The organism is Paraburkholderia sp. DHOC27 (assembly GCF_003429005.1).
Lineage (GTDB): Bacteria > Pseudomonadota > Gammaproteobacteria > Burkholderiales > Burkholderiaceae > Paraburkholderia.
In genome coordinates this window covers 1,732,565-1,754,555 of sequence record NZ_QVQV01000001.1, presented here as the reverse complement: position 1 = coordinate 1,754,555, position 21,991 = coordinate 1,732,565, and the positions used below count along the sequence as shown (strand labels likewise).

Annotated in this window: 22 protein-coding genes; 10 read left to right on the top strand and 12 right to left on the bottom strand. The window is 61.9% G+C overall.

The annotated features are described in order from the left end of the window. The first annotated feature begins 276 nt into the window (after positions 1-276). The 5 genes from fdnG (at position 277) to D0B32_RS07670 (ending at position 5,641) form a co-directional block, all read left to right on the top strand. Positions 277-3,345 (top strand): formate dehydrogenase-N subunit alpha, encoded by a 3,069-nt coding sequence (gene fdnG / locus D0B32_RS07690; protein ID WP_117333255.1) that lies wholly within the window; start codon positions 277-279, stop codon positions 3,343-3,345. 9 nt (positions 3,346-3,354) lie between these two features. Then, positions 3,355-4,284: a formate dehydrogenase subunit beta gene (gene fdxH, locus D0B32_RS07685; protein WP_117333254.1), complete on the top strand. Its 930-nt coding sequence runs from the start codon at positions 3,355-3,357 to the stop codon at positions 4,282-4,284. Further along, positions 4,265-4,921, top strand: coding sequence for a formate dehydrogenase subunit gamma (locus D0B32_RS07680; protein ID WP_117333253.1), 657 nt, complete (start codon positions 4,265-4,267; stop codon positions 4,919-4,921). The genes fdxH and D0B32_RS07680 overlap by 20 nt, the downstream gene beginning before the upstream one ends. Before the next feature lie 159 nt (positions 4,922-5,080). Next, positions 5,081-5,350, top strand: a complete 270-nt coding sequence (locus tag D0B32_RS07675; protein ID WP_117333252.1) for a hypothetical protein — start codon at positions 5,081-5,083, stop codon at positions 5,348-5,350. A gap of 42 nt (positions 5,351-5,392) precedes the next feature. Beyond that, complete coding sequence (locus tag D0B32_RS07670) at positions 5,393-5,641, top strand: hypothetical protein (RefSeq protein ID WP_147329501.1); 249 nt, start codon at positions 5,393-5,395, stop codon at positions 5,639-5,641. A gap of 68 nt (positions 5,642-5,709) precedes the next feature. Here D0B32_RS07670 and D0B32_RS07665 read toward each other — a convergent pair whose 3' ends face one another. From D0B32_RS07665 to D0B32_RS07640, 6 genes are all read right to left on the bottom strand, one after another. After that, entirely contained in the window at positions 5,710-6,237 is a 528-nt protein-coding gene (locus D0B32_RS07665; RefSeq protein ID WP_117333250.1) for a DsbA family protein, read from the bottom strand. Positions 6,238-6,483: 246 nt separating this feature from the next. Then, a complete protein-coding gene (locus D0B32_RS07660) occupies positions 6,484-6,795 on the bottom strand; it encodes a putative quinol monooxygenase (protein WP_117333249.1) in 312 nt (103 codons plus the stop codon). Positions 6,796-6,928: 133 nt separating this feature from the next. Continuing rightward, positions 6,929-8,782, bottom strand: a complete 1,854-nt coding sequence (locus D0B32_RS07655; RefSeq protein WP_117333248.1) for an FAD-dependent oxidoreductase — start codon at positions 8,780-8,782, stop codon at positions 6,929-6,931. An 86-nt stretch (positions 8,783-8,868) separates the two neighbouring features. Continuing rightward, positions 8,869-9,282 carry a GFA family protein gene (locus D0B32_RS07650; RefSeq protein ID WP_117333247.1) on the bottom strand — a complete coding sequence of 138 codons (414 nt, stop codon included), beginning with the start codon at positions 9,280-9,282 and terminating at the stop codon, positions 8,869-8,871. Between the two features lie 204 nt (positions 9,283-9,486). After that, the gene (locus D0B32_RS07645; protein WP_117333246.1) at positions 9,487-10,548 is read right to left on the bottom strand and encodes an NAD(P)-dependent alcohol dehydrogenase; all 1,062 of its coding nucleotides are present in this window, start codon (positions 10,546-10,548) and stop codon (positions 9,487-9,489) included. A 117-nt stretch (positions 10,549-10,665) separates the two neighbouring features. Beyond that, positions 10,666-11,085, bottom strand: coding sequence for a heme-binding protein (locus tag D0B32_RS07640; RefSeq protein WP_117333245.1), 420 nt, complete (start codon positions 11,083-11,085; stop codon positions 10,666-10,668). 250 nt (positions 11,086-11,335) lie between these two features. Between D0B32_RS07640 and D0B32_RS07635 the strand changes: the two genes are divergently transcribed. Then, complete coding sequence (locus D0B32_RS07635) at positions 11,336-11,644, top strand: putative quinol monooxygenase (RefSeq protein WP_117333244.1); 309 nt, start codon at positions 11,336-11,338, stop codon at positions 11,642-11,644. Between the two features lie 60 nt (positions 11,645-11,704). Here the strand turns inward: D0B32_RS07635 and D0B32_RS07630 are convergent, their stop codons facing one another. After that, positions 11,705-12,562, bottom strand: coding sequence for an SDR family NAD(P)-dependent oxidoreductase (locus D0B32_RS07630; RefSeq protein WP_117333243.1), 858 nt, complete (start codon positions 12,560-12,562; stop codon positions 11,705-11,707). 423 nt (positions 12,563-12,985) lie between these two features. Here D0B32_RS07630 and D0B32_RS07625 point away from each other — a divergent pair, with 423 nt between their 5' ends. Genes D0B32_RS07625 through D0B32_RS07615 form a run of 3 tightly spaced genes read left to right on the top strand, consistent with a single transcriptional unit; the run spans position 12,986 to position 15,663 of the window. After that, on the top strand, positions 12,986-14,371 hold the full coding sequence (locus D0B32_RS07625; RefSeq protein ID WP_117333509.1) for a cytochrome ubiquinol oxidase subunit I: 1,386 nt from the start codon (positions 12,986-12,988) through the stop codon (positions 14,369-14,371). A gap of 42 nt (positions 14,372-14,413) precedes the next feature. Continuing rightward, positions 14,414-15,412, top strand: coding sequence for a cytochrome d ubiquinol oxidase subunit II (cydB, locus tag D0B32_RS07620; protein WP_117333242.1), 999 nt, complete (start codon positions 14,414-14,416; stop codon positions 15,410-15,412). A gap of 59 nt (positions 15,413-15,471) precedes the next feature. Further along, entirely contained in the window at positions 15,472-15,663 is a 192-nt protein-coding gene (locus D0B32_RS07615; protein ID WP_259294907.1) for a hypothetical protein, read from the top strand. 40 nt (positions 15,664-15,703) lie between these two features. Here D0B32_RS07615 and D0B32_RS07610 read toward each other — a convergent pair whose 3' ends face one another. From D0B32_RS07610 to D0B32_RS07595, 4 genes are all read right to left on the bottom strand, one after another. Next, a complete protein-coding gene (locus D0B32_RS07610) occupies positions 15,704-17,374 on the bottom strand; it encodes a cyclic nucleotide-binding domain-containing thioredoxin-disulfide reductase (protein ID WP_117333241.1) in 1,671 nt (556 codons plus the stop codon). A gap of 215 nt (positions 17,375-17,589) precedes the next feature. Next, positions 17,590-18,270 carry an NUDIX hydrolase gene (locus tag D0B32_RS07605; RefSeq protein ID WP_117333240.1) on the bottom strand — a complete coding sequence of 227 codons (681 nt, stop codon included), beginning with the start codon at positions 18,268-18,270 and terminating at the stop codon, positions 17,590-17,592. Positions 18,271-18,351: 81 nt separating this feature from the next. Continuing rightward, positions 18,352-19,035 carry a hypothetical protein gene (locus D0B32_RS07600; protein ID WP_117333239.1) on the bottom strand — a complete coding sequence of 228 codons (684 nt, stop codon included), beginning with the start codon at positions 19,033-19,035 and terminating at the stop codon, positions 18,352-18,354. Next, positions 19,032-20,438: a selenium-binding protein SBP56-related protein gene (locus D0B32_RS07595; protein ID WP_117333238.1), complete on the bottom strand. Its 1,407-nt coding sequence runs from the start codon at positions 20,436-20,438 to the stop codon at positions 19,032-19,034. Before D0B32_RS07595 ends, D0B32_RS07600 begins: the two co-directional genes overlap by 4 nt. Positions 20,439-20,703: 265 nt before the next feature. On the opposite strand from D0B32_RS07595, the gene D0B32_RS07590 reads away from it, so the two are divergent. Further along, positions 20,704-21,258 (top strand): glycine zipper domain-containing protein, encoded by a 555-nt coding sequence (locus D0B32_RS07590; protein WP_117333237.1) that lies wholly within the window; start codon positions 20,704-20,706, stop codon positions 21,256-21,258. 123 nt (positions 21,259-21,381) lie between these two features. On the opposite strand, the gene D0B32_RS07585 is transcribed toward D0B32_RS07590, so the two are convergent. Then, positions 21,382-21,801, bottom strand: coding sequence for a PRC-barrel domain-containing protein (locus D0B32_RS07585; RefSeq protein ID WP_404935525.1), 420 nt, complete (start codon positions 21,799-21,801; stop codon positions 21,382-21,384). Positions 21,802-21,991: the final 190 nt, after the last annotated feature.

The window sequence follows — 21,991 nt, the reverse complement described above, 5'->3', positions numbered from 1 at the left end:
CTCGCTGAAAAGCTTCGTCCTGCTTATAGCACGCTGTCTGTTTGCCACGTCGAGGCGGGTTTGGATCGAAAAAGCGCATGTCGAATTCGAAACGCACGCGCGCGCAAACGGTATTTCTTCTGTTCGATAAGCCCCGGCGACGCCTGCGCCGTGCGTTCCGGAAATACGCCGCAGCAGGAATCGGTAAAGATGTGCGGTGAGTTGTCAGCGTTGCGCAATCGACAGGACATCGCATGACGTTGCCGATGCCCTGCGCCACCGATACGGGGAACCTCCATGGATAGCATGACCCGTCGTCAGTTCCTCAAGATCTCCGCCACCACCCTGGCGAGTTCGAGCGTCGCGTTGCTGGGCTTCTCGCCGCACAACGCGCTGGCAGAGGTTCGACAGTACAAATTGAGCCGCACGACCGAAATCCGCAACACCTGCACGTACTGCTCGGTGGGATGCGGCGTGCTGATGTACGCGCTGGGCGACAACGCCAAAAACGCCAAGGCGAGCATCATCCACATCGAGGGCGACCCCGATCATCCCGTCAATCGCGGCACCTTATGTCCCAAGGGCGCGAGCCTGCTCGACATCGTGCACAGCAATGCGCGGCTCACCGTGCCCGAGTATCGCGCGCCCGGCTCCAACGAGTGGGTGCAGATTTCGTGGACCGATGCGTTCGATCGCATTGCCAAACTGCTCAAGGCCGATCGCGACGCGAATTTCATTCACAAGACGGACGACGGCAAGACCGTCAACCGTTGGGTGACCACCGGCTTTCTGGCCGCCTCCGCTGCGAGCAACGAGGCGGGGTATCTGACGCACAAAGTGGCGCGCAGCATGGGGATGCTCGCGTTCGACAACCAGGCGCGCGTCTGACACGGCCCGACGGTGGCAGGTCTTGCCCCGACGTTTGGCCGCGGTTCGATGACGAATCACTGGGTCGATATCCGCAACGCGGACGTGATTCTCGTGATGGGCGGGAACGCGGCCGAGGCGCACCCGTGCGGTTTCAAATGGGTGGTCGAAGCGAAGGCAAATCGCGGCGCACGCCTCGTCGTGGTCGATCCACGTTACACGCGCACCGCGTCCGTGGCGGATTACTACGCGCCTATCCGTACCGGCACGGACATCGCGTTTCTGGGCGGCGTGATCAACCATCTGCTGACCACAGGCAAGATTCAACACGAGTACGTGCTGAACTACACCGACTTCAGCTTCATCGTGCGGGAGGACTTCGCGTTCGCCAACGGTCTTTACTCGGGCTACGACGCGGAAAAGCGCACCTACGACAAAACCTCATGGGACTATGAGCGCGGCGCGGATGGCTACGTCAAGACCGATCCCACCCTCGCGCACCCGCGCTGCGTCTATCAGCTCATGAAGCTGCATTACGCGCGCTACACGCCGGAAATGGTCGAGAAGATCTGCGGCACGCCCAAGGAGAAATTCCTCCAGGTGTGCGACATGCTCGCCAGCACGGCCGTGCCGGACCGTGCGGGTACGCTGCTCTATGCGCTTGGGTGGACCCATCATTCCGTTGGCGCGCAGATCATCCGCACCGGCGCGATGGTGCAACTGCTGCTCGGCAACATCGGCATTTCCGGCGGTGGTGTCAATGCCTTGCGCGGGCACTCGAATATCCAGGGGCTCACCGATCTCGGCCTGCTGAGTGAAATGCTGCCCGGCTACATGGTCTTGCCCACGGAGGAAGATCAGGACTACGAGCGCTACATCAAGCGGCACACGCTGGAACCGTTGCGTCCCAACCAGCTTAGCTACTACCAGAACTATCCGGCCTTCTTCGTCAGCATGATGAAGTCGTGGTGGGGCGACGCGGCGACGAAGGAAAACAACTGGGCCTTCGATTACCTGCCCAAATACGACAAGACGTACGACGTGATCCAGAACGTCGAACTGATGACGCAAGGCAAGATGACGGGCTACGTCTGCCAGGGCTTCAACATGATCGCCTCGGCACCGGACAAGGCCAAAGTCTTCGACGGGCTCTGCAAGCTCAAGTGGCTCGTCATCATGGACCCGCTCGCCACCGAAACCTCCGAGTTCTGGAAGAACTTCGGCGACTATCACAACGCCGATCCGGCGAAGATCCAGACGGAAGGGTTCCGCTTGCCGACCACCTGCTTTGCGGAGGAAAACGGCTCGGTGGTGAGTTCGTCACGCGTGCTGCAATGGCACTGGAAAGGCGCCGAACCGCCCGGTGAAGCGCTGGCCGACGCCGAGATCATGTCGAACATCTTCACGCGCATCCGCGAGATGTATCGCACCGAGGGCGGCGCATACGCCGATCCGATTCTCAATCTGACCTGGCCGTATGCCAATCCGGAAAGCCCCACGCCGGAAGAACTCGCAAAGGAGTACAACGGCACGGCGCTCGCCGATCTCGCGGACAACGCGAACAACGGCGGCACCACGCTCAAGGCCGGGCAGCAGCTTTCCGGATTTTCGCAGTTGCGCGACGACGGCAGCACCGCGAGCGGATGCTGGATTTTCTGCGGCGCTTGGACCGAAGAAGGCAACATGATGGCGCGGCGCGATAACAGCGACCCCACCGGCATTGGTCAGTCGCTGGGGTGGGCATGGGCGTGGCCTGAAAACCGCCGCATTCTGTATAACCGCGCGTCCTGCGATATCCACGGCAAACCCTTCGACCCAACCCGCAAGATCATCGAGTGGGATGGCAAAAAATGGACTGGCGCCGATATACCGGACTATAAGGATGACGAATCACCCTCGCTCGATATGGGTCCGTTCATCATGAACCCCGAAGGCGTGGCGCGTTTCTTTGCGCGCGACCAGATGAACGAGGGGCCGTTTCCCGAGCACTACGAGCCCTTCGAAACGCCGCTTGGTTTCAATCCGCTGCACCCGGATCATCCGGATGTGACCAGCAATCCGATTGCCCGGGTCTTTCCATCGGACCGCCTCAACTTCGGCAAGGCAGCGGACTTCCCGCATACCGCGACCACGTATCGCCTCACCGAGCATTTTCACTTCTGGACCAAGCATGCGCGCCTGAACGCGATCATCCAGCCGCAACAGTTCGTCGAGATCAGCGACGAGCTTGCGGCCAGCCTCAACGTGGTGGCCGGCGACACCGTCAAGGTCTCCTCGAAGCGCGGCTACATCATCGCGATCGCGGTCGTCACCAAGCGCATCAGGCCGTTGATCATCGACGGCAAGACCGTGCACACCGTCGGCGTGCCGCTGCATTGGGGCTATAAGGGGCTCGCCAAGCCCGGTTATCTGGCGAATACGCTGACACCCTCCGTGGGCGATGGCAACACGCAGACGCCTGAATTCAAGTCGTTTCTCGTCAAAGTCGAAAAGGTTTGAGGTCTCTTCATGTCAATGCAATCGCTGGACATCCGGCGTCTTTCCGCAACGACCGTTCCGCCTACGGGTGATCGCAGTCCGGTCACGGGGACGGTTGCCAAGCTGATCGACGTCTCCAAATGCATCGGCTGCAAGGCATGTCAGACCGCGTGCATGGAATGGAACGATCTGCGCGACGAGATCGGCGACACCATCGGCGTGTACGACAATCCGCGCGATCTGTCCGAGCATTCGTGGACCGTGATGCGCTTCTCGGAGTACGTCAACCCGAAAGGTGACCTGGAGTGGCTGATCCGTAAAGACGGCTGCATGCATTGCGCCGACCCCGGATGCCTGAAAGCGTGTCCGTCGCCTGGCGCGATCGTGCAGTACACCAATGGGATCGTGGATTTTCACGAGGAAAACTGCATCGGCTGCGGCTATTGCATCGCCGGGTGTCCGTTCAATATTCCGCGTCTTTCAAAGAGCGATCACCGCATGTACAAGTGCACGCTGTGCTCCGACCGCGTTGCCGTCGGACAGGAGCCCGCCTGCGCCAAGACCTGCCCCACCGGCGCGATCATGTTCGGCACCAAGGAAGATATGAAGCAGCAGGCCTCCGACCGCATCAAGGATCTGCAGGACCGGGGCTTCGAGCACGCCGGCCTGTACGACCCTGCTGCGGTGGGCGGCACGCACGTGATGTACGTGCTGCATCACGCGGATCAGCCGTCGCTGTATCACGGTTTGCCGGACAAGCCCCGCATCAATCCGATGGTGACGATCTGGAAAGGCATCGCGAAGCCGCTGGCATTGGCGATCCTCTTCCTCACCGCCATCACCACGTTTTTCCACTACGTGAGGATTGGTCCCAACACCGTGCATCAGGCCGATGAAGACGCGGCCCGTGCCGAGATCGAAGCCGCGAAGGAGGAACAGGATGAGCACCCCCAAGGATAAGGATGACCGTAGACACCTGATCGAGCGCTACAACCCGAACGAACGCACGATTCACTGGATCACGGCGATGAGCTTCGTGATGCTGGCGCTTTCAGGGCTGGCGCTGTTCCACCCGGCTTTGTTCTGGCTCTCGGCGCTGTTTGGCGGCGGCCAGTGGATGCGGATTCTGCACCCGTTCATCGGTCTGGTGATGTTCTCGGCGTTTTCCGGCCTTGCGCTGCGCTACTGGCATCACAACCTGATTGAATGGACCGACATTCAATGGCTCATGCATATCCTCGACATTCTCAACAATCGTGAGGAAGGTGTGCCGGAGGTGGCGCGCTACAACGCGGGGCAAAAGATGCTGTTCTGGACCCTGCTGCCGTGCATGCTCGTGTTGCTCGGCTCGGGCATCGTCATCTGGCGACGCTATTTCTCAGGCTACTTTCCGATCGACGCCATTCGCCTCGCCGCGCTCGCGCATTCCGCGGCGGCGTTCGTGCTGATCACCGCGATCATGGTGCACATCTATGCCGGCATCTGGATTCAGGGCACTTTAGGCGCGATGTTGCATGGCTACGTGACGCCGGGATGGGCCAGGAAGCACCACCCCAGATGGTTCCGCTCGATCGTGAAGTCACGCAAAGTGCAGTGAGACCGCGTGAAAGCGCGGCACGGCATGCCGTACATGCGCTCCGTTCACTGCATGACACGCGCGATTTTTCGCGTTCGAACGCGCACGGGCACGCGCGATACGCCGATGCTATGGTTGGCGTGTGTCATCCAGTGTCACTCATCGTGCAACAGACGGAACATGGAACGCGCCTATCCGTACCGGGGTTATTCGATCAAGGTTCGCGCTGAGCCGCAGATCGAACCCGCCACGCTCAGCGATCCATTTCACGCGCTGGGCTTCGTAAGCGTCGTGGAAATCCTCAGTGCCAAGGGACCGATGGACGCGTTTCCGCGGCTACATCTCACGGAGGCGAATGGTCATGGCTTTCTCACTTGCGATGAGGCGCTCGCGCACGGCTTCACTGCCGGTCAACGCCTCGTAGATGACCTGCGGCAGACCAGTGCCTAGCCTCGTCGTTCAACTAAAGGAGCTGCCATGAAAGTGCCAGGCATGCTGTTCATGATCGCGCTGCTGCCAAGCGCAGCGCCGGCCGAGGCGTATTCCGTCAAAACCTACCAGGCCTCTGGTGGCAGTCGCATCGAAGCGTGCACGCTGGTGAAGCAAAATGCGCTCTCCCAGGCCGGTGAGACCGCGCATGGACGCATGACGAAAATCAGCGCCTGCAAATGCGACATCCAGGGCAGAGCCGGCGTTCCACAGAAGTGGCAATGCCAGGTACAGACAATCCACGCAAAATAGGCCTGATTGCAGGCGATGTCATGGGCAATTGAGCGGCGCTTACACGCCGCCCCCACACCGCACGAGGCCTAAACCCGGCTCGCCAGCGCCGACAACGCCGCCAGCAAACTCTGCGCGTCGTGCTCGCCGGTATACAGATGGTTATTGATGAACAGCGTCGGTGTGCTGTTCACGCCGTTGCGTAGTGCTGCGCTGAAGTCCTCCTGAATGTGCTCGTCGTCATCGCCTTCGAGCGCCGCTTTCAGGTCGCGAGCGGGCAGATCCAGTTCCTCCCAGTATTGCGTGAGCGCCCGATCGTTCAGGACCGCCTGGTTCTCGTACAGGACGTCATGCGCTTCCCAGAACTTGCCGAAGGCATCCGCGGCCTCGGCGAACTCCGCCGCGTGGAGCGCGTGCGCGTGCACGTCGGTGAGTGGAAAATGGCGGAACTCGAAACGCAATTGCGGTCCGAGGGCCTGCTGCACTTCCTTGATCACCGCGTACATCGAGCCGCAATACGGGCATTCAAAATCACCGTATTCCACGAGTGTGACGGGTGCGTCCGCAGGCCCCTGGACGTGATCATGTTTGCCGACTGGTGGAGAAAGCAGGTTCATGGGTCCAACTCCGTGGAAGGATGCAATGGAGCACGCGCTCTTTACACGAGGCGTGGCAAATGAGGAGATCGGGCCGGCAGCGCCAGTGGCGTTGCCGGCCAACCCGTCTTGAACGGTTGCGTGTCCTGTCGAAAAGATTAGGTCAGATCGCCGCATCCGAACAGCTATCCGCTGGGATGGACGGCCTTCGAACACCGCGTGTTTCTTATACTTTTGTATAGGGTGCTGGCCGACCACAGAACCGGATCAGGACTTCGAATCGTCTACCACGTCCACGGCCTGCACGACGATAGCGGTCCGATCCGCAAGCGTGTTGATGCGCGAAAGATAGTGCTGAAAATGCGCGGTCGCGCGGTGTGACGCTACGGCATCGCTATTCAAGTACAGTTCGTCGAGCACGAAGCGGTCACGCTTGTCGACGTCCTGCCACAAGTCATAGCGCAGGTTGCCCGCTTCAGCGCGCGAAGGGGTCGTCATGCCGCGCAGCAGCGTTTCCAGTTCGGCTTCGCTACCCGCTTTGGCTGACAGTATCGCGACGATTTTTACGTTCGAGGTCAATTCGCATCTCCTTCATGATCGACGCCCGCGTGTACGGCCGGGCCTGGGATAACACCTGCGCCGTCCTCGTTGCTCAACATCTTTGCTCAGCGTCTTCGCTCAGCAATCAGGACTGGCAGGAATGTCCGTCATGTTAAGACATCGGATGATGTTGCGCTTGAGCAGCGCGCAAGGGTTCAGACGCACTCCTCGCCAGCAACTGGCGCTCGCCCAGCACCGCGTGCAGTTGCGCCACCACGGCCGCCCCTTCTCCCACGGCGGCCGAGACGCGCTTGACCGAGCCAAAGCGCACGTCGCCAATCGCAAACACGCCGCGTACGCTGGTTTCGAACGGGTGACGCGTATCTTCCTGACCGTTGCGTGCGTCATCGCCGGTCAGTACGAAACCTTTGCCTTCGGTTTTGACACCGCAGTCTCTAAGCCAACGCGTGTTGGGCTCGGCACCCGTGAACAGAAAGAGGTGTCGGACACTCAAGGACAGCGGACCATGCGGGCCATTGCCGCTGACTTCCGCTAAACCGCCAGCATCGTCCGTGAGCGAATTGACGTCGATCTCCGTATGCAGCGTGACATTGGGCAAACGCGTGATGCGGTCGATCAGATATTGCGACATATGCTCCTGGAGACTGTGCCCTCGAATGAGCACATGGACGTGCCGCGCGTGCGACGCTAGATAGACGATTCCCTGTCCCGCGGAATTGCCGCCGCCCACCACGGCCACGTCGAGTCCTCTGCACAGTTTCGCCTCTACCGGCGAGGTGCCGAAGAATACGCCCCGCCCCGTCAAACGTTCGAGGCCCGCTATGCTCGGCTTGACATAAGCGGCGCCGGAGGCAATCACTACCGTGTGCGAGGTAATCCGGCGTTGATCGTCCAGCTCGATCTCGAGCGGTATGCGGTCGCAACACAGCGTGTTGATACGCGTGGGAATGGAGATGTGCACGCCGAATTTCTGTGCCTGCACGAAGGCCCGCCCCGTGAGCGCCTGGCCTGAGATGCCGGCTGGAAAGCCGAGATAATTTTCGATGCGGGCGCTCGTGCCGGCCTGACCGCCGGGTCCCCAACTGTCGAAAATCACGACCGACAGACCCTCCGACGCAGCATATACCGCCGCAGCGAGACCCGCCGGCCCGGCACCGACGATGGCGACGTCGTACACATGCGCGGGGTCCAGATCGGGCAGCCAGCCAAGATGGGTTGCCACCTGGTTCACATCCGGCGCGCGCAGCACGGTGCCATCCGGACAGATGACGATTGGAAAGTCCGCTTCGGTGGCGGAGATGCGCTGAAGCAGCGAAAGGGTCTCGGGATCCTCCCGTGCGTCGATCAGCGAGTACGGATACGAATTGCGCCTCAACAAATCCTGCAGCGAGATCAGGCGCGCTTCCGTGGAGTCGCCAATCAATACCGGGCCGCTGCCGCGTTCGATCAGGCCGGAGCGGCGCAGAATCAAGGCACGCATCACCTTCTCGCCAATCTCGGCTTCCATCACCAGCAGTCTGCGCAAATCTTCGGGTTGCACCACGATAGCGAGACTGTCTTCCACGACGATGCCGTCGCCCAGGCTCGGATGGCCGAACAATTGCGCGATTTCGCCAAGAAACTGCCGGGGGCGATACTCGAATACGCGATGCACACGCCCAACGGCATCGCGCCGCACGACCCGCACGTGACCCTTCAGCATGATGACGAGGCCGGGGCTGGGGCGGCCCATCGTGAACATCACGTCGCCGGCCCGCCACTGCGTCTCTTCACCAAACGCCCGCGTGCGTTCAATCTCACGCTCCGTCAGGAACGGGAACATCTGCTCCTGACGGCTGGAGAGCACGGAAAACGCACCGTCTGATTCCACAGGATTGACGAAATGAAGCTCAGGATTACTGATTTCATCAGCGCGCAGGTCGGCGTGTACCCACGTCGACTCTGCGGGCGTGGGATTGTCCGCCTGACGCGGCAAACCATCGGCGGAGTTACCGTCACTATCCATAGCGTGTCTCTTGAGAAAAACATTGCACGAAATTTTTCAACGGGTAGCGACGGCACGCCGTGGCCTTCCCGACCTAAACAAACGGATCAGGTGGGCATATCCGAGAACTGCGGCACGTCGAGATGTTTGGTCCAGACGAGACGCCGTTTAGTGAACATTTCCAGTACCGGCGTGATGCCAGCGGGATTGTCCAGGCTGCCAATGGTGACAAACACCGTACCGGGAAAGCTTTCGAGGTCCGTCGAAAACAGCCGCGCGCCGCACTCCGGACAGAAGTTCCGGTCGAGCCCTTTGCCGGATTCGGCCACGTAATGAAACGCCTTCGGATGGCCGCTCAGCAGCGTGAAATCGTCTTCTGGAATGCCGAAGAAGGTGGCCATCGCACCACCCGACGACTTCTGGCAATCCTTGCAATAACAATCCGCGATGAAGGTGGGATCGGTATTGAACTCGAACTTGACCGCGCCACAGGCGCACTGACCAGTGTGTTTCTTTGCCATGATTGCTGGACCCGTAAGAAGTGAACGGGGGATGTGCAACGCTCGGCATGCTGCACGGCCCCGCCCAACTGATGTGACGAAAACGTTAGTGGAATTCGCGCGATCGTGTACGCGCCGGTGCGTACCGGCAAAGCGTGCCAGGCGGCAAAAGGCCGGAAAGTGCCGGGTACGTTACCCGGCACGATCAGCACGCACGGGCAGGCATCAAAGATCGAACTTCATCACGGCCCTGCCGACGATCTCTCCAACCCGCAGCCGGTTGATATAGTCATTGAGTTCGTCGAACGCGAAGGTCTTGACCGTGTGGCGAATCTTGTTCTCCGCCGCGAGCGCCATGACTTCCGTCAGATCGGTGTTGTTGCCCCAGAACGAGCCATGCAGCGTTTGCTCGCGGGACACGCGGGGAAACAGCGGAATGTCGATGCGATCGCCCACCAGTCCCACGTCGACGTAATGCCCGCTGATGGACAGCAGGCTCATGGCGAGCTGGATCATCTCGGGCGCGCCGGCACAATCAATGGCGGCATCGAGGTCCTTTCTGCCGGTGGCCGCATTGAGTTCCGCGGCGATATCCGCTGAAGACTTGCCCTTGATATTGATGACGTAGTCGGCACCGTACTCCTTTGCGATGGCGAGCTTCTCCGGATTGCGTGCGAGCGCCACGACGCGTGCGCCCGCGCCGAGAATCCGCGCGTATTGCACGGCGTAGCTGCCCAGACCGCCAACCCCGAAGACGCCCACCAGCCGGTCGGGACCCAGCGCGCCCGCATCGCGCAGCTTCTTGAGGCCGCGATACGGTGTCAGCCCCGCATCCGTGAGCGGCGCGAGCGTTTCGAACGGCAGACGTTCGTCCACCTTGATCAGATAGCGGGCCGGCACCGGCAGGAACTCGGCAAAACCACCCACGGGTCCAAAGCCCGGCCAACGCACGTTGGGACAAATGTGCGTGTTGCCAATCTGGCAATGGCGGCATATGCCATCGCCCCAGCCAGGTGCGACCACGACGTGCTGGCCCTCCTTGAAGCCGGCTGCCGCGGGCACGATGTCGCCGATCTGGTGGATGACGCCGGTGATTTCATGGCCTAGCGTGATGGGTGTCGGGATATCGGCGTATTTGCGGAAATAACCGTCGATGAGTTGCACATCGGAGCGGCACATTCCGCACGCCTTCACCTGAACGAGAATTTCATCGGGCTTGATGTCTGGCACCGGAATATCCTCGAGGACGAGCGGTTGCCCATATTCATGCATGCGCGCTGCTTTCATAGGTGTGTCCTTTCCTGTGTTCGAGTGAAACCAACCATTGGGATTTCAAAACCGCCCTCGCTCTTGTTTAGGTATCCTTTTTATGTAGCGCGTGATATTTCTCTGATCACGATTTTCTTATTGATCGAGCGCCGCGATGGCCGCCATCGCCACCTCGATATCCTGTTCGACGGTGCCCGCGCTGGTGCCCACGGCACCGATGATGCTGCCGCTCGCGAAGACCGGAATGCCGCCACCGAAAATCACCACCTTGCCCGCATTGCTTTCCTGAATGCCAAACAGCGGTTTGCCCGATTGCGAGAGGGTCGCGAGATCGGCGGTTGCGGTGTCGAAGATTCTGGATGTGGCCGCCTTGTCGATGGCGAGGTCGATACTGCCGATCAGCGCACCATCCTGGCGAGAAAACGCAATCAGATGACCCCCCGCATCCACTACGGCGATGTTGTACGCAATGCCGAGGCTCGTGGCTTTCGCTTCTCCGGCAGACACCATGCGTTTGGCGTCATCGAGCGTGAGGGTTTGATAGGTTCGTGGCATCGCGTTCTCTCCGAAATCAAAATGGAACCAAGCTAATGGATTGCAAGAAATCGCGAGCGGTGCGCGTGGGGGTGTGCAAGGCGTGGGATCTGGCAAGGCAACGCAAAGCGCGCGGCGAGCCTGGAACGCGCACGCACTGTGGGAGAGCAACGCAAGGAACGGAAAAGGCTTTGGACTGCAGCGGCGCACGAACCCGGCTATGATGTCAGCCGGCAATCATCCTTCCAACCCATGCCCGGAGAATGTCCGCATGATTCATGTTTTCGCCCACATCACCGCCAAACCCGGCCAGCGTCCGGCCATTCTCGAACTGTTCAGGAAGAACCTGCCGGCCGTGCTGGCGGAAGCGGGTTGCATCAGCTACGACGCCGTCGTGGATGTGCCCGAGTTCGGTGGCTTCCAGGCGCCGCTAGGCGACGATACGTTTGCAGTGGTGGAACGCTGGGAAAGCGTCGAAGCCTTGCGCGCGCACGCCGTCTCGACGCATATGGCCGAATACGCGCGCAATACCGGTCCGTTCATCGCGCAGCGCGCTATTCACGTACTGCACGCGGCCTGAGTATCCGGGTCGACCACGCGTCAACCACGGTTCGACTGAAACGAGCCGTGCGTCGCAAGATCAGGCGCGTGGCTTCTGGATATACGCGTCGAACGCCTGCTTGTAGTCCGGATGCCAGCGCGAAAGCGGCGGCCGGTTTTCGACGATGTCGCCCGCCGCCCACAGAATGCGTCGTTCATCCAGCGAGCGCGGCACGTCGTTGTCGGGACAGAGAATATAGAAGTCGTTGGCGTCGAGCCGCTCCATCATGAAGTCGACGGTCTGCTCCGGTGTCCAGGCAGCAGCCGGCTTTTCGGTGCGACCATGTGCGGCCAGACTGGTGAAGACGAATCCGGGGATCAGCAGGTGGGCGCTGATCTGGCAATCCGCTGTGTTGCGCAGTTCATGCTGCAACGCCTCGGTAAACGCTTTGAGGCCCGCCTTGGACACGTTATAGGCCGGGTCGCCTGGCGGTGTGGTGATGCCCTGCTTGGAACCGGTGTTGATGACGAGCCCTGGACGGCCGCGCGCAATCATGCCGGGCACGAAGATCTGCGAGCCATGAATGGCACCCCACAGATTGACCGCCAGCACACGCTCCCAGTTCGCCTCTGGGCCGAACACATTACTGCCCGGCTGAATCCCGGCGTTGTTCATCAGGATGTCGGCGCCGCCGAAGCGTTCCTGCACCGCCGCTTCGAGACGGCGCAGATCGTCGACACGGCTGACGTCGGTCTCGAAGGTCATCACTTCGCTCGCCCCGCCGGCCGGCCCGCTCTCGATCGCCTCCACCGCGCGCGCGAGACGCTCGGCGCCTAGATCCGCAATGCAGACACGCAGTCCGAGGTCCGCGAAGCGTCTGGCGGCAGCGAGGCCGATCCCGGCAGCACCGCCGGTAATGACCGCAACCGATCCTGGCGTGAAAGCAGCATGTGTCATCTGTAGCCCTTGCTGGTTCGTTGAGGCGGAACGCCGCCGTTATCCGGCGGCCTGAATCGAGGCAAATGGTTGAATCGAATGGCTGGATCGAAGGGATGAGTCAAATGTTGGGCAAACGAGCCCGTCATGCCCACTCTCCGTTCATGTTAACCCTTTTGCAGCGCACCGTTCTGCCTGACCGGCACATCTTTACGATGCACTCAATACACGGCCTGCGGCCACATAGCCTCACGAAAATACCCGCGCCGATCAAAGTGGGTAAGATGAACGTGCCGCAATGTCCCTGCCCGGGGCATTTCGCAAACTGCGGCCAGCGCTGTGGCCAAGATTGTGGCCAAAGTTGTGGCCAAGATTGCGGCCAACGTTGCGGCTAGCCTCGCCCATACGACCCCGCCAGTCCCTGTAGCACGGAGCCCAGCAATGATGAATCTCAGTGCATTGGATCTCTCGCGTCTGCAATTCGCGTTCACCGTCTCGTTTCATATCATCTTCCCGGCCATGAGCATTGGCCTTGCCAGCTTCATTGCCGTGCTCGAAGCGGCGTGGCTCAAAACCGGGAAGCCGCACTACAAGACGCTGTGCCTGTTCTGGTCGAAGATCTTCGCGGTCGGCTTCGGCATGGGCGTGGTGTCGGGCGTCGTGATGGCTTATCAGTTCGGCACCAACTGGGCGGGCTTTTCGAAGTTCGCGGGGCCCATCACCGGGCCGCTGCTCACCTACGAAGTCATGACCGCGTTCTTTCTCGAAGCGGGCTTTCTCGGCATCATGCTGTTCGGCTGGGATCGGGTGGGACGGCGCGCGCATTTCGGCGCCACGCTGCTGGTCGCCATCGGCACGCTGATTTCGACCTTCTGGATTCTCGCCTCCAATAGCTGGATGCAAACCCCGCAGGGCTTCTCGATCGAAAACGGCCATGTGGTCCCGCTCGACTGGTTCGCGATCATCTTCAATCCGTCGTTTCCGTACCGGCTCGCGCATATGGCGATTGCCGCATTCATCGTCGGCGCGCTGGTGGTGGCAGCAACGGGCGCGTGGCATCTGCTGCATGGCCGGCGCGATCCGGCCGTCAAAACCATGTTTTCGATGGCGCTCTGGCTGTTGCTCGTGCTCGCGCCCGTGCAGGCCGTGGTGGGCGATCAGCACGGCCTGAACACGCGCAAATATCAGCCCGCCAAGATCGCGGCCATCGAAGGACTGTGGGAGACCGAGAAAGGCGGCACGTCGCTCAACCTGATCGGCTTTCCCGACATGCAGGCCGAAGAGACGCGCTACGCCATCAAGATTCCGCATCTGGGCAGTGTCATCCTGACTCACACCTGGACTGGCGAGATTCGCGGCCTGAAAGATTTTCCGAAAGACGACCGGCCCAATTCGTCGATCATCTTCTGGACCTTTCGCATCATGGCGGGCCTCGGCATGCTTATGATCCTGCTCGCGCTGATCGGTCTCATCCTGCGCAGACACGACAGAATCTATGAGAGCCGCCTGTACCAGCGCGCCATGCTGGCGATGGGCCCAGCCGGCTTCATCACGTTGCTCGCCGGCTGGATCACTACCGAGGCGGGCCGCCAGCCGTGGGTCGTCTACAACGTGTTGCGCACCGCGCAGGCCGTGTCGCCTGTCACGCAACAGGACGTGGGCGTCTCGCTGATGATCTTCGTGGTCGTCTACTTCCTGGTGTTCTGCACCGGCATCTATTACATCCTCAAACTGATGCGGCTCGGTCCGCCGCTCGACGACCTTGCCCCTCCCGTGCCCAGCGGCAACGTGAACAGCAGTGGCCGCCGCCCGCTTGCGGCGGTCGAATAATCCGGCACTGCCTGCGCCAACTCATCTGAATCGGAGCACCGTATGGATGTCACGATAATCTGGGCTGCAATCATCGCGCTGGGGCTGTTCATGTATGTCGCACTGGACGGTTTCGATCTGGGCGTGGGCCTGATCTTTCCGTTCTTTCCCGAGGAAGACGAACGCGACATCATGATCAACACCATCGCGCCGATCTGGGACGGCAACGAAACCTGGCTGGTACTGGGGGGCGCCGCGCTGTTTGCCGCGTTTCCCGAGGTCTATTCGATCGTGTTGTCCGCGCTTTATCTGCCCATCGTCACGATGCTCGTATGCCTGATTTTTCGCGGCGTGTCGTTCGAAATCCGCGAGAAGGCGACGCGCACGAAAAACCTCTGGAATCTGGCCTTCGTGGCAGGCTCGGCGGGCGCCGCATTTTTTCAGGGCGTGATTCTGGGTGCCTATTTGCAGGGTATTCCGGTAGCCGACGGCGTGTTCGCCGGACCTTCGTTCTTCTGGCTCACGCCCTTCAGTCTGCTGAGCGGCTTCGGCTTGATGGCGACCTATGCCCTGCTCGGCGCCTGCTGGCTTGCCATGAAAACCGACGGCGATTTCCAGCAGCGCCTGCACGCACTGATTCGTCCACTCACGCTGGTGCTGCTTGCCTTCATGGTGGTCGTCTCGATCTGGACGCCCCTGACGGATGCCAAGATCGCCGCGCGCTGGTTCGCTTCAGGGCTGCTGTACCGGCTCATCCCCGTGCCGTTTCTGGTGATCGTCACCGCACTCTTCATGCTGCGCGCAGTCAGACGCCGCTATGACACGACGCCGTTTCTGCTCGCGCTGCTGCTGGTGCTGCTCGGTTATATCGGACTGCTGGTGAGCATCTGGCCGTATGCGATTCCAAACGTGATCACGCTCGACGAAGCCGCTGCGCCGCGCTCGAGCCAGCTTTTCACGCTGGTCGGCGCTGTGATCATTCTTCCGATCATTCTGATCTATACGACCGTGGGCTACCGGGTGTTCAGAGGTAAAGCCGTAGCGGGCGCGAAATATCACTGAGACTGTTGGTAGCGGATTGCGCGAGCAGCCAAGCCAGGAGTTGTGTCAGGAGTTGAGCCATGCGATTCACGAGACTGTTGACGATGCTAAGACCCCACCCCGCCGTGGCGATGGCGGCGAGCCCGCAGGAAAGCGCGCCTGCGGGACGCCACCGCGTGCTGTGGTTCATCGCGCTGTGGTGCGCCGGCGTGATGGGCGCAGTCCTGCTGGCGCTGCCGTTTCGACTGCTGATGGATGCCTGCATGCAATGACGGCGCCACGCAACCAACGCCGCGGTTCGCGGTGCTTCGCTTACACCCGTGCGAGGTATTGATGCACGGCCTGAATCGCTGCCGCGCCTTCGCCCACCGCAGCCGCCACGCGCTTGACCGAGCCGTACCGCACGTCGCCGGTACAGAAAATGCCCGGCCGGCTGGTCTCCAGATCATGCGGCGGACGCTCCGCGGTCCACGCCTCGCCGGTATCGGCGCCCGTCAGCACGAAGCCGTCCTTGTCGAGCGCGACGCACTCGCCGAGCCAGCGCGTATTCGGCTCGGCGCCGAGAAACAGGAACACGTGACGCACGGGCTGATATTCGATCTCGCCCTGCCGGTCCCAGCGGATGCCTTCGAGCCGCGCCTCGCCGCATAGTTCGATGATGCGCGTACGCGTATGCAGCGTGATGTTGGCCGCGGCGTCGATGCGCCTGATCAGATACGCCGACATGCTCGCGCTGAGGCCGTCGCCGCGCACCACGACGTGCACCCGCCGCGCAAACCGCGCGAGAAAGACCGCGGCCTGACCCGCCGAATTGCCGCCACCCACCACGATCAATTCTTCGTCGTTGCAGAAGCCGCCTTCCATGAAGGTTGCGCTGTAGTAGATGCCGCGTCCTTCGAAATGCTCGAGGCGCACGAGGTCCGGCTTGCGATAACGTGCCCCCGTTGCGATCACGACGGCGCGCGCGAACACATCCTCGTCATGGTCGAGGCCGATGTGAAACGGCTCGCTTTCCTTGCAGTCGATGCTCAGCGCCTCGATGGGCACGCCCACTTCCGCGCCGAACTTGCGGCACTGCGACAGGCCACGGCCGGCGAGCGCCTGACCCGAGATGCCGGTGGGAAAGCCAAAGTAGTTCTCGATCTTCGAACTGGTGCCGGCCTGGCCGCCCGGTGCCTTGGCATCCAGCACGGCCACCTTCAGCCCTTCGGAGGCGGCGTACACCGCTGCCGCCAGACCGGCGGGCCCGGCGCCCACCACCACGAGATCGAAGTGTTCGCCATCCAGGCGGTCGGGGCTGAGGCCGATTGCGTCCGCCACGGCGCGATGACTCGGCCGCGTCAGCACCGCGCCCTGCACGGTGACCACCACCGGCAGATCGGCTTCGGTCACGCCGTAGCGTTCGAGCAGTTGCGGCGCCTCGGCGTGCTCGACGATGTCGAAGTAAGCGGAAGGCTGACCATTGCGGCTGAGAAAATGGCGCAGGCGCAGCGTGGGCGCCGAGGACGTGCTGCCAATCACCATCAGGCCGACCTGCTGGCCCTGGATGAACGCGACCCGGCGCAGAATGTACGCGCGCATGATGGTCTCGCTCAACTCGGCCTCGGCGATCACGAGCGCATGCAGCGAGTCCTCGTCGATGACGATCACCTCGCATTCTTCCAGCGCGCGCGTGGTGGCGACCGCCGCGCGCCCGGCGAGCGTGCCGACCTCGCCCGTGAAACTGCCGGGTCCATGAATGCCCAACGGCTGCGGCCCTTGCACCGATGAACGGGTTGCCGCAATCGTGCCGGACAGAATAGCGTACATGCCGGTGTGGCGGTCGCCTTCGGAATAGAGAATGTCGCCGGCCTGGAGCTTGCGGCGCTCGCCGTAGCGCTCCAGGATGGCGAGCTGCTGTTCGCCCAGCGTGGGGTAGATCTGGTGGTAGCGGCTGCCGCCGGACGACAGCTCACTGCCCTTGCCTGACGTGTCTTGGTTCATGGCGGATTCCATCGAGTCAACAGGGGAATCGTCGAGGTGGAACGGCTGCATCCACGGTGGCTATGATAGCGCCACTGGCGAGGGGGTCAGCCTGGTGGACTTCAGTTTGTCCGGCTTCAGTTTGTCCGGCTTCAGTTTGTTCGGCTTCACTTCCTTCGACTGCGCAGCCCGCCATTTCGACGCCATCCACGCATTTCAATACCACGGAGTCCGAATCAATCGAATTCCATGCCGCCGTTGTCGCGTAGTTCGCGCAGGCGGCGGATCTGTTCGGGCAGAATGCGCCCGAGCGACAAAGGCGGCAGCGCGTCCACGGCGAAGAAACCCTCGGCGTCGGTTTCCACGCCAAAGATGTCCGCTCGCCTGTCTTCGATGTTGCCTTCGATGTTTTCTCCGCTACCGTCCCCGCCGGCAGCGAGCTTGCCGAGAAACACCAGCTTCCAGATGTTGAAAACCGAGGGCGGATGCGCATGCCTCGGCATGTCCCAGATGGCCAGCAGGCGCTCGATGGTCACCGTGTAGCCGCTTTCTTCGCGCACTTCGCGCATGGCGTTTTCCGCGGGCGTGGCGCCGATATCCGCCCATCCACCTGGCAGCGACCAGCGGCCATCGGCGGCCTCGCGCACCAGCAACACGCGCCCGGCCGCGTCGAAGACCGCGCAGCGCACGTCGAGCTTCGGATTGGCGTAGCCCACTTCGTGGGCGAACAGCGCTGCGACCTGTTCGGTGCGCAGATTCGCGAGGTCGGCGAGTTGCGCCTGCGCGATCGCTTCAAGCTCCTCGTAGCGCTCCTTGTCGAAGGCGCCCGTGGTGTAATGCAGGCCCGTTTGCGCGATCGCTAGCAGGCGTCGCGCCTGTTCGAGCCGTCGTTGGGTGAGGTCAGCAGGTTCTAGCATGGGTCCCTTGCGGCACGCAATTAGCAAAAAGACAGAACCCTACTGTAAACCAATCGCCCGTCACTCAGGCGCGCGTGGCGGTCATACTTCGCCGCCAGCCCAGCCGGCATTGAGTGCGAGCGACACCAGCCCGACCACGACGAGGCTGACCGCCCAGATCGCATCCAGATTGAACCAGCTCCGCGAGACGAATTTGAGGCCCAGGTAGCGATACACCAGCCATGCCAGCAGGCCACCGGCCCCGAGCATGGCGGCGGCGTGCACCATGGCGACCAGCAGCGCCATGCCCAGATCCGCGGCGATCAGGGATTGCGCGGCGCGATGGCCGCGATCCATGTCGTAAGCGCTGCACAGCCCAAGGTAGAGCGGCACGAGCATGAGTCCGGCGCCGTGCGCAATAGCCACCGCGAACGACCACAGCGTGAGCCGTGATGGCGGAATGCGCGCGAGCACTCGGGGATGACGCCGGCGGATCAACAGAAAAACACCGAAGCCGATGATGAGCACGCTCGCGGCCAGTTGAATCTCGCGACGCCAGGCCAGCACCACGGCCAGCATCGCGAACGGCAGCATCACCACGAACATGGCCAGCACGTGGCCCGCTGCGAGACAGGCGAGCGAGCGCAGCAGCGCGCCTTCGCGCCGCTGCAACAGGCCGTTGGAGACGGCGAGCGGCCAGCCCATTGCCGGATTGAGCCCGTGATAGAGCCCGCTGGCGAGGATCGCCAGCCACAGGCCGGTTTGCGACCAGGCGCTGCTGCTCAAACGCCCACCGATGGATAGCAGAACGAATCAGTCGAGCAGTCCCCGCCTTCGAGGCGGATCTGATGCGCGCGGTAGCCAGCGGGAAAGGTCACCCAGTAATCCTCGGCAAGCGCCAGACCGCCCGTGGGGTTGGCGTGCGCCATCACCTGGCCGCCGGGCACGCCGCCCGGATAGAACTGGTCGTCCCACGTCGAGTAGAGCGAATTGGTCCAGTAGACGCGCTTGCCGTCGCGGCTGATCTCGACCATCTGCGGGCCGCCTGCAAACGTCTGGCCATTGGGATGCGGCGTGCGCCGCGCGATGCCGCCAATGTGCACCGAGCCGGTGAACTTCGGCTTGCGCGGGTCGGTTACGTCGTACTGGCGCATCTCGCCGGTGCCGTAGCAGGCGACGTACAGGAATTTGTCGTCGATGGAGAGATCAATGTCGGTGACGAGCGGCGGCACCGCGCCGAAACCTTGCAGCAACGGCGGCAATTGTTCCGTGCTGGCCGGCTCTGGCGGAATCGTGGCGGTCTTTTCGATGTGAAACTTGCCGTCCTCGCGCCACCAGGTCCAGATCGAGCCCTCCAGGTTGGTGGTATCGACCACCACGCCGAGAAAACCGTATTCCCGTGAAGGATCGTGTGCGGGCCTGATTTCCAGCGCCATCTGATGATTCGCACCGAGGTCGATGGTCTGCACGTTGCGCCGCCCACGCAGGTCCCAGAAGTGAACGCGGTGGCCGTATTTGTTGGCGAGCAGGTCCTCCGGAACGACACCGTTCTCGACCTGCGACGGCCGGCCCCACTCGCTCGACACCATGTAGTCGCGCGGCAGGTTCCACCAGAAATCGTAGTGCTTGTCCTGCACGCCACGTTCGATCTCATAGCGGCCGATCACATCGAACGTTTCGCAGTCCATGATAAAAATGCCGGCGGGACCGTCCATGCCATCTTTGCCCGCACCGCCAATCGTGCTGACGTAAATGCCCTCCGGTCCACAATGCACGGTATGCGGCCGCGAATAGCCGGTCTTGCGAAACACTTCCTCGGGTTCGATGATCTTGTGAATCTTTGCCTGGGTGGGATGAGGATGCGTATCCACGATATAGATGCGCGAGGACCGCAGGCCGGGAATGATCAGATAGCGCCGCTGCAAAAACGCGTGCCCCGTCAACGGCGAGAGCGACGACGAACAGGCATTCCAGCCGAAGTGATGCAGCTCGTCGCCCTTGTTCGGCATCGTCACCGTATGCACGATCTGGCTGTAGGTGGGCGAGCCGGGCTTGACGTCGATAACAGCGAGCGCGTCGGGCTGCGAGAAATCGCCGCTCAGGAGCGCGGTGTAGGCGTACTCTTCGGCCGGCGCTTCCTTGGCGAGTTGCGGTGAGGCGTGAAAGGTGGGATCTGGGCGCATACCCATGACGGCAGTCTCCTCTATCGAGTGTCCAGTGTGCAGATCGAGTGTGTAGAACTAGATGTAGTCCACCGCGACGCAGAGAGCAACTGAAACTTGCCACGCCGGTGCAAGCCTTGCGTAATGACGCCCCATTTTTCCTGTTTGAACGCCGGGTACGTCAACGTAGCGGATAAGCCGACCACTTTTCCGCGCGCTGCGCTGCTAATTCTCTACTCATTTAGCGTCTCTACGATGGCATCCATCGAATCACAGACAAGGGGATACCATCATGAAGCTCTCGAGAATCTCACGCCTCGCCGTGCCACTGGCGCTGGTCGCCGTTGCCTTGACCGGCTGTGCGGTGATGCCGCCCACCGGCCCGACCGTGGTTGCGCTGCCGCCCAATGGCAAGCCGCTCAACCAGTTCCAGCAGGAGGACTATGCCTGCCGCGATTACGCGTTCCGCTCCGATGACGCCGGCCAGGCGTCGCAGAGCGCGCTGCAAGGCGGCGTCGGCAGCACGGCGATCGGCACGCTCGGTGGCGCCGCGGCGGGCGCGCTGCTGGGCGCGGCCGGCGGCAATGCCGGGGTAGGCGCGGCAATTGGCGCGGGTGCCGGCATGTTGCTGGGCGGCGCCGTGGGTACGCACAACGTGCAGGACTCGTCGGACAGTTTGCAGGCGCGCTACGACGCCTCGTACGCGCAATGTATGGCGTCGAAGGGCAACACCATTTCAGCGCCACCGCCCGGTGTCTACAGCACAATGCCGGCCTACGCGCCGCCGCCTGTGATGGTCGCGCCGCCACCGATGGTGTACGGCACGCCGGGATACTGGGCGTATTGAGTGGCGGGCCATCGGCTTTCGGTTTCCGCTCCCAGTTCTCAGCTTTCAGCTTTTCAGCGCACCAAACGCAAACTGGCGGCACACAGTGCCGCCAGTCGCGTAAAACAAGGCAAGGCCGACGCCTTAATCCATCTTGTGCGGCTTGGTGGCCTTTTCGAGCTTGTTGTACTCGAACTCCGGCACGTCCTTGAGGGCCTGCTTGGTCGCGCCCGCCAGATAGAGGTTGCCGTCGCGAATCGTGAAATGGTCCACCGGAATGGCCACGTAGTGGATGCCCATGCCGAGGAATCCGCCCACGGAAAGCACGGCGTAAGTCGCCTTGCGATCGGGCGCGATGATCACGTCGTAGATGCTGCCCACCTTGTCATTCGTATCGTTGTAAACCGGTTCGTTCACCAGCGCCCTGCGCACGCTCCAGCCGTGCAGCAGGCCATTGGTTTCTTCGACTGAGCCGCCGAGCGGCTGCACGCCGGCAATCTGTGCCATCGCAGCAGGCAACGCGCACGAAAACAGCAGCGCGCCCGCGCAGATTTGTGCCTTCATTTTCATCATCAGATCAGTACCGTCGCCGGACGGCTCCATGTGACATAGGTGGAGTATCGAGTAGCACGGCGCGTGCCCGAGACGCTTCAGCGCAAGCCGGGTATCGCGGTTAAGATGCAGACGTGTGGTGCTTCGAGCGGCGCTGGGTGGATCACCACGGCCGTGAGCGGCCTGCCGCGCTGCATCCCCT

Excerpts from the sequence above, each read along its gene's own strand:
- D0B32_RS07590 (WP_117333237.1), top strand. The coding sequence starts at position 20,704 with ATGAAGCTCTCGAGAATCTCACGCCTCGCCGTGCCACTGGCGCTGGTC.
- D0B32_RS07640 (WP_117333245.1), bottom strand. The coding sequence starts at position 11,085 with ATGCCACGAACCTATCAAACCCTCACGCTCGATGACGCCAAACGCATG.
- D0B32_RS07585 (WP_404935525.1), bottom strand. The coding sequence starts at position 21,801 with ATGAAGGCACAAATCTGCGCGGGCGCGCTGCTGTTTTCGTGCGCGTTG.
- D0B32_RS07610 (WP_117333241.1), bottom strand. The coding sequence starts at position 17,374 with ATGAACCAAGACACGTCAGGCAAGGGCAGTGAGCTGTCGTCCGGCGGC.
- D0B32_RS07670 (WP_147329501.1), top strand. The coding sequence starts at position 5,393 with ATGCTGTTCATGATCGCGCTGCTGCCAAGCGCAGCGCCGGCCGAGGCG.
- D0B32_RS07675 (WP_117333252.1), top strand. The coding sequence starts at position 5,081 with ATGGAACGCGCCTATCCGTACCGGGGTTATTCGATCAAGGTTCGCGCT.
- fdxH (WP_117333254.1), top strand. The coding sequence starts at position 3,355 with ATGTCAATGCAATCGCTGGACATCCGGCGTCTTTCCGCAACGACCGTT.
- D0B32_RS07680 (WP_117333253.1), top strand. The coding sequence starts at position 4,265 with ATGAGCACCCCCAAGGATAAGGATGACCGTAGACACCTGATCGAGCGC.
- D0B32_RS07625 (WP_117333509.1), top strand. The coding sequence starts at position 12,986 with ATGAATCTCAGTGCATTGGATCTCTCGCGTCTGCAATTCGCGTTCACC.
- D0B32_RS07650 (WP_117333247.1), bottom strand. The coding sequence starts at position 9,282 with ATGGCAAAGAAACACACTGGTCAGTGCGCCTGTGGCGCGGTCAAGTTC.
- D0B32_RS07605 (WP_117333240.1), bottom strand. The coding sequence starts at position 18,270 with ATGCTAGAACCTGCTGACCTCACCCAACGACGGCTCGAACAGGCGCGA.
- cydB (WP_117333242.1), top strand. The coding sequence starts at position 14,414 with ATGGATGTCACGATAATCTGGGCTGCAATCATCGCGCTGGGGCTGTTC.
- D0B32_RS07615 (WP_259294907.1), top strand. The coding sequence starts at position 15,472 with ATGCGATTCACGAGACTGTTGACGATGCTAAGACCCCACCCCGCCGTG.
- D0B32_RS07655 (WP_117333248.1), bottom strand. The coding sequence starts at position 8,782 with ATGGATAGTGACGGTAACTCCGCCGATGGTTTGCCGCGTCAGGCGGAC.
- D0B32_RS07595 (WP_117333238.1), bottom strand. The coding sequence starts at position 20,438 with ATGGGTATGCGCCCAGATCCCACCTTTCACGCCTCACCGCAACTCGCC.
- D0B32_RS07645 (WP_117333246.1), bottom strand. The coding sequence starts at position 10,548 with ATGAAAGCAGCGCGCATGCATGAATATGGGCAACCGCTCGTCCTCGAG.
- D0B32_RS07630 (WP_117333243.1), bottom strand. The coding sequence starts at position 12,562 with ATGACACATGCTGCTTTCACGCCAGGATCGGTTGCGGTCATTACCGGC.
- D0B32_RS07665 (WP_117333250.1), bottom strand. The coding sequence starts at position 6,237 with ATGAACCTGCTTTCTCCACCAGTCGGCAAACATGATCACGTCCAGGGG.
- D0B32_RS07635 (WP_117333244.1), top strand. The coding sequence starts at position 11,336 with ATGATTCATGTTTTCGCCCACATCACCGCCAAACCCGGCCAGCGTCCG.